11 protein-coding genes are annotated in these 13971 nt (G+C 41.4%); 1 reads left to right on the top strand and 10 read right to left on the bottom strand.

The annotated features are described in order from the left end of the window. Positions 1 to 149: 149 nt before the first annotated feature. The gene (gene rpsT / locus D464_RS0106980; RefSeq protein WP_004382842.1) at positions 150 to 404 is read right to left on the bottom strand and encodes a 30S ribosomal protein S20; all 255 of its coding nucleotides are present in this window, start codon (positions 402 to 404) and stop codon (positions 150 to 152) included. Between the two features lie 206 nt (positions 405 to 610). On the opposite strand from rpsT, the gene recO reads away from it, so the two are divergent. Next, on the top strand, positions 611 to 1336 hold the full coding sequence (gene recO, locus D464_RS0106985) for a DNA repair protein RecO (protein ID WP_018910767.1): 726 nt from the start codon (positions 611 to 613) through the stop codon (positions 1334 to 1336). Between the two features lie 447 nt (positions 1337 to 1783). Here recO and ftsZ read toward each other — a convergent pair whose 3' ends face one another. The 9 genes from ftsZ to D464_RS0107030 form a co-directional block, all read right to left on the bottom strand. Next, the gene (gene ftsZ, locus D464_RS0106990; RefSeq protein ID WP_004382836.1) at positions 1784 to 3109 is read right to left on the bottom strand and encodes a cell division protein FtsZ; all 1326 of its coding nucleotides are present in this window, start codon (positions 3107 to 3109) and stop codon (positions 1784 to 1786) included. Between the two features lie 54 nt (positions 3110 to 3163). Further along, positions 3164 to 4612 carry a cell division protein FtsA gene (gene ftsA, locus D464_RS0106995; protein WP_004382835.1) on the bottom strand — a complete coding sequence of 483 codons (1449 nt, stop codon included), beginning with the start codon at positions 4610 to 4612 and terminating at the stop codon, positions 3164 to 3166. 81 nt (positions 4613 to 4693) lie between these two features. Then, a complete protein-coding gene (locus D464_RS0107000) occupies positions 4694 to 5632 on the bottom strand; it encodes a cell division protein FtsQ/DivIB (protein ID WP_004382834.1) in 939 nt (312 codons plus the stop codon). A 63-nt stretch (positions 5633 to 5695) separates the two neighbouring features. Then, entirely contained in the window at positions 5696 to 7075 is a 1380-nt protein-coding gene (murC, locus tag D464_RS0107005) for a UDP-N-acetylmuramate--L-alanine ligase (RefSeq protein WP_018910769.1), read from the bottom strand. 88 nt (positions 7076 to 7163) lie between these two features. Further along, positions 7164 to 8270, bottom strand: a complete 1107-nt coding sequence (murG, locus tag D464_RS0107010) for an undecaprenyldiphospho-muramoylpentapeptide beta-N-acetylglucosaminyltransferase (protein ID WP_018910770.1) — start codon at positions 8268 to 8270, stop codon at positions 7164 to 7166. Positions 8271 to 8352: 82 nt separating this feature from the next. Further along, a complete protein-coding gene (locus D464_RS0107015) occupies positions 8353 to 9642 on the bottom strand; it encodes an FtsW/RodA/SpoVE family cell cycle protein (RefSeq protein ID WP_018910771.1) in 1290 nt (429 codons plus the stop codon). Positions 9643 to 9674: 32 nt separating this feature from the next. Continuing rightward, on the bottom strand, positions 9675 to 11006 hold the full coding sequence (gene murD, locus D464_RS0107020; RefSeq protein ID WP_018910772.1) for a UDP-N-acetylmuramoyl-L-alanine--D-glutamate ligase: 1332 nt from the start codon (positions 11004 to 11006) through the stop codon (positions 9675 to 9677). A gap of 190 nt (positions 11007 to 11196) precedes the next feature. Continuing rightward, positions 11197 to 12468 (bottom strand): phospho-N-acetylmuramoyl-pentapeptide-transferase, encoded by a 1272-nt coding sequence (locus tag D464_RS0107025; RefSeq protein ID WP_004382829.1) that lies wholly within the window; start codon positions 12466 to 12468, stop codon positions 11197 to 11199. A 20-nt stretch (positions 12469 to 12488) separates the two neighbouring features. Beyond that, entirely contained in the window at positions 12489 to 13946 is a 1458-nt protein-coding gene (locus D464_RS0107030) for a UDP-N-acetylmuramoyl-L-alanyl-D-glutamate--2,6-diaminopimelate ligase (protein WP_018910773.1), read from the bottom strand. Positions 13947 to 13971 lie beyond the last annotated feature (25 nt).

Below are 13971 nucleotides of genomic sequence, written 5' to 3' on the forward strand. Positions count from 1 at the left end.
TACTATTTTTCCTTTAGATAGGAACTTAAAACATGCTAAAAACATTTAAGAAGGCGTAGTAAAAACGCTAAATTGGTTAATAACGAAAAGGCCGTAATCCCTCTGGATTACGACCTTATTATTTGTTTCAACTATGACAGAATTTTTCTTTATCCTAAAGCAGCAACGTGCTTGCAGAGAGCAGACTTAAGATTAGCTGCCTTGTTCTTGTGAATAATGTTAGTCTTAGCCAACTTGTCCAACATCTTCTGCACAACAGGATAGAGCTTTACAGCCTCTTCCTTGTCCGTCATGTTACGCAACTTACGAACAGCATTACGCATTGTCTTTGCGTAATATCTATTGTGCAACGTCCTTACTTTGTCCTGACGTATTCTCTTCAATGATGATTTGTGATTTGCCATCTTTGTTCTTCTTTTATTTTACTTGTAGTCCCTAGCAGAGTCGAACTGCTCTTTAGAGAATGAAAATCTCTCGTCCTAACCGATAGACGAAGGGACCATGTCGAATTGCGGGTGCAAAGGTACTCCTTTTATTCGAACCTACCAAACTTTTCTTGAATAAATTTCCTTATAATGTTGTCTTTTTGTACTTTTGCACAAGAATTTATATGATTTTAAAGTCAAAAGCCATAGTTTTGCGTAGTTTGAAGTTTGGTGAAGCATCGCTCATTATAGATATGTTCACTGAACAAGAAGGGCGTATTTCGTTCATTACACGTATTCCTAAGACTGCCAAAGGAAAGATAAAGAAACAGTATTTTCAGCCTTTAACTTTGTTAGAGTTGGAGTTTGATTATCGACCGCGCACTTCCTTACAGCATATAAAAGAGGTTCGTCTTCTTTATCCATACGCTTCTATTCCTTTTGATCCCATCAAATCGGCTATTCTACTGTTCCTTTCAGAGTTCTTATATCATGTTACACGCAGTGAACAGCAGAATCTCCAGCTTTACAATTATGTGTGTGCTAGCTTGCAATGGTTAGATAGTGCGGAGCATAGTTACGCCAATTTCCATCTTGTATTTATGATGCGTCTAAGTCGGTTTATAGGTTTCTTTCCTAATTTAGAGGCTTATCACGAAGGCGTATGCTTTGACTTACGCACTGCGTCGTTTACTCATAGTATTCCTCTACATACCGATTACCTTCTCCCAGCAGAAGCCACTGCCATTCATCAACTGATTAGAATGGATTATGAGAATATGCATCTTTTCCGCCTTTCACGTGTAGATAGGAATCGAATTGCCAATCTGATCTTGCGTTACTATCGTATTCATGTGCCGAATATGCCCGACTTAAATAGTCTTCAAGTGTTGAGTGACCTTTTTGATTGATATGCCTCATGCTCTCCGCACCTCTGCGTGCACCTTAATGTAATTTGTAATCTGTAATTTGTAATTTTTGATGTTGGAGTGGGAGGATGTTGGTAATCTTAGATTGATAGTGTGCGATCTCTTTAACATGTTGATTGTTAAGTTGTTGCGGATGGGTTATAATTTTTTAACACTGCTTTTTCTTGCTTTCCTCTTTTGAGTTTTGTATCCTTGCAACAGGAAAGGGAATAATGATCCTCACCCCAGCCTCTCTCTGCATGAATAAGGGAATAAATAGCGAGATAGTCGACTTCAAGGGATAGCTTTCTTTGCTGAAAGGTTAGCGTTCTTATGCTGAAAGATATGCTCTCTTAGGCAGAAAGCGATATGAAAAAAAGGTACACCTCATAGCTTGCTTGCTATTTCGATATACCTTATTCTCTCGCCTTTAATATTTTATCAACGTGATTAAACGAAGCTAATTACGCCTTCAACCGTATCTTTGGAATCAGTCTCTTCTGGTTCTGTCTCGGGTGAACTGATGTGTTTGATGTCTTTTATCATTTGCTTCGTACGCTTGTAAGTAGGTGTATTCTCTACGGCAAGAATTACATCCTCGTTGTCAAGCTCATCAGCTGTAAAGCGATAGATGTGAGGGCGATGTTTGTATTGAGTGTTGTTGTTGTCCCTATAGAAACGTTCACGGCGGTCACGACGTTCAGCATCTTTCTCCTCATTATCAGCTCTTCTGGCGGCCTCTTCCGCGGATAGTTTCTGTATGTGTCGTCCCATACCATCAACATCCTCTATGCCGAAACCAGTTGCAAGGATGGTTACTTTTACTTTCTGATCAAGTTCTGGGTCAATAGCCAATCCCCATTTCAATTCGAAGTCTTCGCTGAAATGATTCATAAAATCGGTTACATCACCCATTTCTTCCATTGTCAAGCCGGAGTTGTCCTTGTCATTGCTATTGAAGTTGATGGACAGAAGAATCTTCTTAGACTTGTAGACATCATTGTCGTTGAGTAGTGGTGAGTTAAGCGCATCCTCTATTGCTTGCTTTACACGACCTTCTCCTTCACCATAACCTGTAGACATGATTGCCACGCCACCATCCTTTAGAACCGTCTTCACGTCATTGAAGTCGAGGTTCACAATACCATGTACAGTGATGATTTCAGCAATACTCTTAGCTGCAACACTCAGTGTGTCATCAGCTTTACGGAATGCGTTTAAGAGGCTAAGTTCTGGATAGATCTCACGTAATCTTTCGTTATTAATAACGAGAAGAGCGTCAACGTGTTTAGCCATCTCTTCTACTCCGTCCAGGGCCTGATCAATCTTCTTCGCACCTTCGAAGCGGAAAGGAATGGTGACAATACCGACGGTGAGGATACCAAGTTCTTTACTGACTTGTGCGATGACAGGTGCTGCGCCAGTACCTGTGCCGCCACCCATACCAGCCGTGATAAATGTCATCTTCGTACCATCGTTGAGCATATTCTTGATGTCATCGATCGTCTCTTCGGCAGCTTGTCTTGCGCGTTCTGGGCGGTTTCCTGCTCCTAACCCTTCCTTTCCTAATTGTAGATGAACAGGGACAGGTGAGTCGTTGAGGGCTTGTGCGTCTGTATTGCAGAGGACGAAAGTTACGTCATGTATACCTTCTTTGTACATGTGGTTGACGGCATTACCACCGCCACCACCAACACCAATGACTTTGATTATGCTGTTAGTAACGTCGCCATCACCGAAGTCTAATACATCTATTTTATTATTATTGTCTGCCATAACAGTATGTGTCTATATGATGAATATACTTATATTTGTGTTCCCATGAAAGCGTTACTCTTCGTCTTCCAGCATCTTACCTCCAAATTCTTTTGCTTTACGAACGAACTTGTTCCAGAAGCTATTACGACGTTTTTCTTCTTCTCTTTCACGTTCTCTTGCCTCTTCCTCTTCGCGTAGCTTGCGTTCTTCTTCTTCTCTCTTACGTCGTTCCTCTTCAGCTTTACGTTTCTCTTCGGGAGTAGGGACAAAACCTTGTCCTTGTGGACGTGTATTAGAGTTTGTAGTTGTTGTTTCTATTGGATGGGCTACAGCTACATCTTTTCCTTCAAATAGGTTGTTAGCAGCAGGGTTATATGCTGCACCAGCACAATTCATGTCTCCTTTTGCAAGTAAGCCTAATATGGTATTCGTTTCGCCGTTCTGTGCTGTTATTTCTGCATGACTTGAGGTGATCGTCTGTGTGACGAATTTAGCCTTGCGAATCTTCTCAATGCGTGTAACATTACGTACCAAACGCTCGATGTTCTTGAGGTTCATGCCACCACCAGTAAGTATGATACCCCCGAGGAGTTTGTCTGTGTATTCAGATGGAACCTGATACCACACATTCTCTATAATCTCTCCTGCACGTGCTTCTACTATTTCAATGAATTTACGACTATCAACAGTTCGCTCGGCATCTATAGAGTATTTGAGGTTGTTGTCGATATCATTATTGTCGGTGAATGCAGAACCATACTTCAGTTTCATTGCCTCTGCTTCCTTATCTTCCATCTGCAAGGAAGCTATATCCTTGTTGATGTTATTGCCTCCTAATGGGATTACAGCGAGGTGGCGAAGAATATTCTTATAATAAACAGAGACTGTAGTGGTATCAGCACCAAGGTCGACAAGCACACAACCACCGCGCTTTTCGGCTTCGCTGAGCACACCATCAGCCAAGGCTAATGGTGCTAGGTACATCTCTGCTATTGCTATTCCTGCTTTCTCAAAACAGCTGTTTAAGTTATTATAGAATGACTTGCGCCATAGGATATTTAAGAAGTTTCCCTCCAAGCGAGTGGCTTTTATGCCAACAGGATCTAGAGAGTATTGGCTGTCAACCTTATACTCCTGTGTGGCAGCATCTAAGATTTCTTGATCGGGGTAAGCCATGTTTCTGTTAGCATCCATCAGCTCATTAATCATGTCGGATGTAATGATGGTATCAGCTGGAAGATCTTTTACTATAACGTTACGAACGCTCCGTATGGACTGACCTCCTACACCTACATAAACTTGAGATATATCAAATTTCAGTTGTTTCTTGAGCTTATTAATAATGTTGGTAAGGCACTGACCAGTCTTATCAATGTTATAGACTACACCTTTGCGAATGCATTGTGATGCATCTTCCTTAGCAACGGCTAGCACGGAGATACTACCGTCAAGATTCTTCTTGCCGGCTATTCCCATAATCTTTGATGAGCCTAATTCAATGGCTACTATGAACTCTGCCATATTCGTTAAGTATTATATTTCTTAGTTTTAATGTTCTTTCTTTTCTTATTTACGTACATTGTCTTGTGATTGAAGAACTTGTTATTCGGTTGGACCATCTGCTGCATGTTCTTGTTGGTCAACTTCTTTACGTGCCTTTTCACGTTCCTCTTCTTCTGTACGTTGCCTGTCTTTTGTCTTCTCTTCTTTAGCTTCTTTTGCGATAGCTTCCGCCTCTTTTTGTTCGGCTTCAGGGTCTCTTCGCTTGCAGACAATTTGATTATCGAATTCGATATCTATGTAAGAATACTTATTCCATCCCGCTTGCGACAAGCCGTATCGATAGAACTTCTCTAATCGTGATAATTTGTTGTTAACGAAAGAGTTTATCTCCCTGTTACGTGTCCATCTGTTGCGATTAAGAGGTAAATACCCCATGAAGATAATATGGTCACCCACACGTGGAACAAGTTCAATGCCATAATCTGGAAGGACGTTTATTTGCTCTATTTGGTTGATCCAAAGCGGTGAAGAGCTGATTGCTTTAGCAAGTGGTGCGATATAGAGTTTCGCAAAGCTGTTGTTAATATTGCCAGTGGCAATAATCAAGTCGCTCGTGTATTTGGAATTAGGAAGTATTCCTCCATTGTCATCAAGATAGTAGTCTCCACCCTGTTGGCTCTTTATACGGATGATAGGCATACGTTGAGTAATCTGTATGTTGATATGTCCGTTCTCCGTCTTATAACACTGAGCAGTCTTTACAAAAGGTCCTTCTTTGAGCGTTTCCTCTATGTCTCTAGGATTGATATTCTCCATCTTTTTATTAAGAGGATAGAGATTGTGCTTTTGTAAGATGTGCTTTATCTCCTCTGCTGTAAGGAATCCGGCATTCTTTGAATCAGAGATTTCTATGTTCACTTTCGTGCATACACGACCTTGCTCATCAGGGTTGTTCCAAGCGGTAACAGCCATGATGAGATAGAAAGCTAGTATGATGTCCAGCGTAGTGATGATAATCTTTTTCCACTGAATATACATATATTATCTCTTCCTTTTGATGCTTTTATTCCTTATTATATAGTTACGCTTTTGCGTTGTCGTTTATTCTTTTGCTTTTATAATCTTGGTTATCTCTGGTACATAATTGTCAAGATTGCCAGCACCAAGCACTACAAGTACATCGAAGTCACGTGACCTAACGAAATTAAGAACATCATCTTTTTTAATCATCTGCTTTGCTATGTTTGGACGGAGATTATCATAGATGAGTTTGCTTGTAACCCCTTCTATTGGTTGTTCACGTGCTGGATAAATCTCAGTAAGGATAACCTCATCAAAGTGACTTAATGCATCTGCAAAATCTTTATAGAAGTCCCGAGTACGCGTATAGAGGTGTGGTTGGAAGATAACGGTAATCTTTCTGTCAGCATAAAGTTCCTTTAGACTCTTTGCACTCTGTAGTATTTCCTTTGGATGGTGCCCATAATCAGATAGGAAGACATGGCGATCATTCTTTATCTTAAAGTCGAATCGGCGATCAACACCACCATAGGTTCTCATCCCTTCACGTAGCTCTTCAGCGGTGCAACCATTGAGTTGCGCCATAGCCATTGCTGCTATACCATTTTCAATGTTGATTGGAATAGGTTGACCGAGTTCTACATCCTTTACAGTCTCAATAGGAGAAACGAAGTCGAAAGTAATCGTTCCCTTCTCTATTCGGATATTCTCTGCATGGAAATCACCCTCTTCACGACTATAGTCATAAACCTTGACACCTTCTTGTACGTGTTGCTTCATCTCAAGATTCTTATGAATAATGAGCGCACCGCCTAGTTGTATGAGTTCAGTGTAATGGCGGAAACTTTCAAGGTAAGCCTCTTTCGTACCATAAATATCCAAGTGATCCGGGTCGGTAGATGTAATAACACTCATCCAAGGACGTAACCAGTGGAAAGAACGATCGAACTCATCTGCCTCGATCACAACATAATCGCTGTGGTCAGAGAGGATGTAGTTTGTGCCATAATTCTTCGATATTCCACCTAAAAAAGCATTGCAGTCTAAATGGCTTTTATGCATGATATGGGCACACATGGTTGATGTTGTGGTTTTACCATGAGTACCGGCAAAGCATAAACCTTTGTGTGTTCGGGTAAGAGTCCCCAATACTTGTGCGCGCTTCTCTATTGTGAAGTTGTTATCATGGAAGTATATCAGTTCTGTATGAGTTGATGGGATTGCAGGGGTGTAGACAACCAATGTTGTGGTTGGTTGACGGCACTCTTCTGGAATGAGATTCACATTTTCCTCATAGTGAATCAACATACCTTCTTTCTCTAATTGGTGGGTAAGCTCAGAAGGAGTTTTATCATATCCTGCAACAACCAGCCCCTTATGAAGGAAGTAACGAGCAATGGCACTCATACCAATACCACCTGCACCAACGAAGTAAACTGACTTTATATCTTTAAGTTCCATGTATCTATATCTTTTCTATCTTTATTCTCTTTTAGACCTTTCAGTCTTTCACTTATTCCTAAAGGATTCCCCATCTCAATAAGTAATATTATTTTTTAATGAGTTTCAAAACCTCGTCCGCAATAACATCTGCCGAGTTTTGTAACCCCATCTTCTTCACATTCTCACTAAGGCTGGCAAGTTTTTGATCATCAGAGATGGTCTCTAATGCTAGTTTCAATAATGTCTCTGGAGCCTCAGAATCCTTTACGTAAATTGCAGCATGTTTATCTACTAATGCCATTGCATTCTTTGTTTGATGATCTTCCGCTACGTTAGGACTAGGAACGAGGATTACTGGTTTACCAATGAGTTGGAACTCACTAATAGAGCTTGCACCCGCACGGCTGATAACCAAATCAGCTGCTTTATAAGCTGCTCCCATATCGCTAATAAAGTCCATTACCTTTAAGTTGGGTAGCCCCTTACCCTTCATAAAGTCCATTATCTGCTGATGGTAGTACTTACCAGTTTGCCATATAAACTGCACATCAGTGTTCTTTACGAGGTCAAGATGCTCCATAATAGAGCGGTTGATGGTGCGAGCTCCAAGGCTACCGCCTACTAACAAGATAGTCTTCTTATCACTCTTCAACCCTAGACTCTCTCGTGCTTCTTCGACAGAGAGAGGTGTATTTAAGACGTTTTGTCGTACAGGGTTTCCTGTCATAATAATCTTATCGGCAGGGAAGAATCGTTGCATACCTTCATACGCAACACATATTTTTTCTACGCGTTTTGCCAATAGTTTATTGGTTACACCGGCGTATGAGTTCTGTTCTTGAATTAGACAAGGAATACCCATCTTTGCGCATGAGTAAAGTGTAGCACCACTAGCGTAACCACCAACACCAACTGCTACTTGGGGCTTAAAGTCCTTGATGATTTGGCGTGCCATGCGCAAACTCTTCCATAACTTATATAACACTTCAAAGTTCTTTAGCTTATGTGCACGATCGAAACCTTTGATTGGTAAGCCCTTTATCTCATATCCAGCAGCAGGCACACGTTGCATCTCCATACGTCCTAAAGCACCTACAAAGAGAATCTTTGCATCTGGGTGTTTAGCCTTGATAGCGTTTGCAATAGATACAGCTGGGAATATATGACCTCCCGTGCCACCACCGCTAATGATTATTCTTAATTCCTTGTCCATTTCAATCTCGTTTACTAACCTACAAAGGTAATCAATTTTTTCGTCTTCTTCTAACTTTAACTCTTTTTTAAGAATCTGCTGTCTATGCAATGACTCCATGTGTCTCTGCTATCGAAGGATTATAGGCTTTCTTCTTCTTAGCCGATCGGCTGATACTCAAGATGACGCCAATATAGACGCAATTAATGATAGTTGAAGTTCCTCCCTTACTAATGAGTGGCAATGGTTGACCAGTTACTGGGGCTAGTCCAACGGCCACCAACATATTGAACAGAGCCTGTGTAACGAGCAAGAATGCAATTCCCATGGCTAAGAAAGCAGGGAAGGAGTTCTCACATCGATTGGCAATGATACCCGTTCGGAAGAGTAAGATGATATAGAGGAATGCTACGATAGCTGCTCCTTCAAGCCCCATCTCCTCAATAATAATTGCATAGATAAAGTCAGAGAAAGCCTGTGATAAGAAGTCTCGTTCGGTCGAGTTACCTGGTCCTTTACCCACAACATTAGATGTAGCGATGGCTATGTTGGCATGTGCCACTTGTGCATCTTTATCCAAATCATAATCTTTTGGTGCTACATAGTCGTTGTCCATGAACTTCTTGATACGTGCTTTCCATGTGTCAGCACGGTGCAAGAGCTTCCCAAAAACACCTGGTGATTCTTTTTGTTGCAGCTCTTGAACAGTTTGCTCAGTGAGGTTCTGTTTGGTTGGTAGGTCATCTTCTACCTTTTTGTCATCACCTACTATCATCACCAGAGATAGGGTGAGGATAATACCCAGTACTACCACTCCAACCAATCTGCCGATCTGATTCAGTGGAACACGCCCCACAATCATCATTAAAACGATGGTTAAGGAGATGAGCATAGCCGTAGACAGGTTCTCAAAAAAGATCAAGAAAATGAATACACCAGATAGTATCAAGATGTATCGAAAGGCTTTTCTGTCCGCCCCATGATCGGTTTGCATGGCACTAAGTATTTGTGCAACTGCTAGCACAAGTGCGCCCTTTGCGATCTCAGAAGGTTGAAATTGTATGCCCGCAAAGCTTATCCATCTGTTAGCTCCGTTAGTAGTTTGTCCAGCGACAAGAACCCACAGTAACGTTATAAAAGCTATACCAAGAAGGATGGGGGTAATCAGTTTGAAGTACCTGCATTTGATATTTAACACCACCACCATTAAGCCTATTCCAACAGCAAGAATACTACAGTGGTAGATGATAGGACTCCAATAGTTTCCTCCCCTGTATGATAGTGAACTTGAAGCCGAATAGACCTCAATTATACTAATAATACATAGGAAGAAGAAGACCATCCAGATGACCTTATCTCCTTTAAAGAGGTTACTGAGAGATTTATTGTTCATTTTCTTTCTTTCCTTTATCGGGCATCTATGCTTTATAAAGCTCTAACGAGTGCTTTAAACTGGTCTCCTCTATCCTCCATATTCTTAAAGAGGTCAAAGCTAGCACAGCATGGACTCAACAAGACGGTGTCACCAGGTTTAGCCATTTCTGCACATGCCGTAACACAATCTTTCATAGAGTGTGTGTCGCGAACAGGGATTCCTAGGCTATCAAAGTTATCGTGGAGTTTCTTGTTATTTGCCCCGAGGTAGACAAGTCCAGCACACTTTTCTTTCACCAAGTCTTTGATGGCACTGTAATCATTACCTTTGTCCTTACCACCCAAAATGAGGATAGTTGGGGTTCTCATACTCTCTAGTGCATACCAACAGGCATCTACATTTGTAGCCTTCGAGTCGTTGATATATTGTACACCCGCAACCTTACAAACCTTTTCCAAACGATGTTCAACGCCGGGGAAGTCGCTTAAGCTCTTGCGGATACTCTCCTTTTTAATACCGCTGATGTTCGATGCGATACCTGCTGCAAGAGAGTTATATATGTTGTGGCGACCCGTCAATGACAAGTCTTCCTGTTCCATATTGAATGGCTCTGGTTGCTCTATCTTGTATTGTCCCTCTTCGATGTAACCAATGCTACCATGCTCCTTTAGCTCTGAAAAAGGATAACATACAGCATGTACATCATACTTCTTTAGCTCCTTCTTGATTACTGGATCATCATTCCAATAGATAAAACTATCATCCTTAGTTTGGTTCTGAATGATACGCATCTTGGCGTCTGCATAATTCTCAAACTTAAAGTCGTAGCGATCTAAATGGTCTGGAGTAATGTTCAATAGAATGGCAATATTAGCGCGGAAGTTGTACATGTTATCAAGTTGGAAGCTACTCAACTCAATGATGTAATATGCATGTGGATCTTCTGCAACCTGCAGTGCAAGGCTATTGCCTATGTTTCCTGCCAATCCAACATCGTATCCTGCATCCTTAAAGATGTGATAGATGAGGCTTGTTGTGGTCGTTTTACCATTGCTACCAGTGATACATATCATCTTAGAGTTGGTATATCTACCAGCAAACTCAATTTCGCTGATGATGTGAGTACCCTTTGCCATGAGTTTCTGAATCATTGGAGCCTCCTTAGGAATACCTGGACTCTTGATGATTTCATCAGCATTAAGGATCTTATCCTCCGTGTGGTGTCCCTCTTCCCACTCTATGTGATGCTCGTCAAGTAGCTTCTTATACTTGTCTTTGATAGCTGACATATCTGAAACGAAGACGTCAAATCCTTCTTTCTTAGCTAGTACAGCTGCACCTGCACCGCTCTCTCCTGCACCAAGTATTACGATTCTTTTCATATTAAATTCCCTTTCTTTTCTTTCCTATTATCCGATCGGATGATGCCTCTGAATATCATCGTTCTAATGAGATAAGCCTCTCTTCAATTCTAAGTAACGCCCTTCTTCGTTGGAGAAGACGCCTATTTTAATGCTTACTAAGCCTTTCTTTCTTTTGTACAGAGCATGTCTTACTGTTGAATAAACATATCTATCTGATTTTCAGAGTGATAATTGTCAATGCAGCAAGTATGATTGTCACGATGATAAAACGTAAGGTAATCTTGCTCTCATGCACTGCTCCATGGGGAACTTTTACTAAGTACTTGCACTCGGGGTCTAACTGTGAATCCTGAGTACGGAAGTTGTCATGGATAGGAGTACGTTTGAAGATACGTTGCTTAATGCCTTTACGCTTCCCTAATTTATAATACCATACTTGTACGATGACGCTTAGACTCTCGACGAAGAATATTCCGCAGAGGATAGGAAGCATCAATTCCTTGTGTATGATGATAGCTCCAACGGCAATGATACCGCCGATTGTCAAACTACCAGTATCTCCCATGAATACTTGGGCAGGGTAGGCATTGTACCAAAGGAAGCCGATCAGTGCTCCGATAAACGCCATAAAGAATACTACCAGTTCCTCTGTGCCAGGGATATACATGATATTCAGGTAGGCTGCAAACTGTATGTGGCTACTGACATAAGCTAAGATACCGAGTACAACACCTATTACAGCCGAGTTACCAGCACACATTCCGTCCATTCCATCGTTGAGGTTTGCACCATTAGAAACGGCTGTCACGACAAAAATAGTCATGATTACGAATAGAATCCAACCGCCAGCTGTCTTATAATCACCTAAGAATCCAACGATTTCAGAGTAGTCCAAATTGTGTGACTTCACGAATGGTATGGTCGTTTTCAGCGTTTTCTCCGCCTTAGCCTCATGTTTTATAACTACTTCCTTACCGTTTTGATTGGCTACTTCAAGATTCAAGTTCGCCTTAACATCAGGTGATGCCCAAAGAACAAGACCTACTATGAGTCCGATTGTGACCTGACCTATAATCTTATACTTGCCCTTTAACCCCTCTTTATTATGTCTGAAGATCTTGATAAAGTCGTCCATTCCACCGAGAAAACCCAACCAGATGGTTGTAATGATCATCAGGATTAGATAGATGTTACGCAATCGACCGAGCAAGATGACGGGTACTAACAATGCAACGATAATGATAATACCGCCCATTGAGGGTACCCCTATCTTTTTTACACCGAATGGATCAATGCTTGCATCACGTTGTGTCTCCGTGATCTGCTTGCTTTTAAGATACTTGATAAATCTCTCTCCGAACCATGCCGATATAAGCAAAGCCAGTATCATAGCCAATATGCCACGGAAACTTATGTACCCCCAAAGGTGGGAACCACTGATACCGAACTGGTCTAACCAGCGGAAGATATAATACAGCATATTACTTCTCTTTATTGTTCTTACTTAATTCCAAAGATCTCACGGATAACCTCGTGGTCATCGAAATGGTGCTTTACACCATTAATCTCTTGGTAAGTTTCATGTCCTTTACCTGCCACAAGGATTACATCTCCCCTCTTCGCCATCATCGCAGCAGTGCGTATAGCTTCTTTACGATCAACTATGTTGAGGACTTTCTTACGTTGTGTAGCATCAAGACCAGCCATCATGTCATTAATAATAGCCTGTGGATCTTCATCTCGTGGGTTATCACTTGTGAGGATAACTGTGTCACTCTGCTTTACAGCTTCCTGTGCCATTAAAGGACGTTTACCCTTATCACGATGACCACCGGCGCCACAAACGGTGATAATATGTCCGCCTTTGTTATCCAATACATCGTGAATTGCAGTCAAGACGTTCTCTAGGGCATCAGGAGTATGTGCATAGTCAACAATGGCAGTGAAGCCTTCTGGGGATTGAATAGGCTCAAGGCGTCCATTCACACTCTTCAATGTACTAAGTGCGAGGAGTATCTCATCTGTACTCTTACCGAGCATCTTTGCAGCACCATATACAGCTAGTAAGTTGCTGACATTGAACTTGCCAATAAACTGGACGCCTACCTCTTTTCCATCAATCTCTAGATACATTCCTTCGAAGTGACACTCAAGAATCTTCGCACGGAAGTCTGCCATGCGCTTGGTTGAGTAGGTCTTGATGGTTGCCTTAGTGTTCTGAACCATAATCATACCGTTCTTGTCATCTGCATTTGTGATGGCAAAGGCATGCTTTGAAAGCCCATCAAAGAACATCTTCTTCGCATTACGATAGTTTTCGAAGGTCTTGTGATAATCGAGATGATCACGTGTGAGGTTCGTAAATATAGCCCCTGTGAAGTCTAATCCACCGATACGGTGTTGATGTATAGCATGACTAGAACACTCCATGAATGCGTATTCACAGCCTGCTGCAACCATGTCTGCAAGTAGTTGATTCAGCTCTATTGGATCTGGTGTTGTATGGTCGGCTGGTATTGCTTTATCATCGATATAGTTGCAGACAGTCGATAATAAGCCCACCTTATAACCAAATTCTCGGAACATATTATATAATAAGGTGGCAATCGTCGTCTTACCGTTTGTACCCGTAACGCCAACTAGCTTTAGTTTATGTGAGGGATCTCCATAGAACAAGGTAGCAACCTTTCCTGCTGTATTCTCTGTTGATTCAACTTGTACATAGGTGATATTATCATTCAAAGTATTGGGCATGTCTTCTAATAATACAGCCACAGCACCTTGCTCAATAGCCTTTCCAATGAATTGATGCCCATCTACCTGTGTTCCTTTCATTGCAATAAATAGATGACCGTTAGCAATCTTACGACTATCAATGTTTACACCAGTAATTTCAACCTCAGCATTGCCATGAATAGCAATAGGGGTGATGTTCTTGAGTAATTCGCTTAATTTCATATCTTTGTTCTATTCTTATTTCGTT

The sequence above is a fragment of the Prevotella veroralis DSM 19559 = JCM 6290 genome (assembly GCF_000377625.1).
Taxonomy (GTDB): domain Bacteria; phylum Bacteroidota; class Bacteroidia; order Bacteroidales; family Bacteroidaceae; genus Prevotella; species Prevotella veroralis.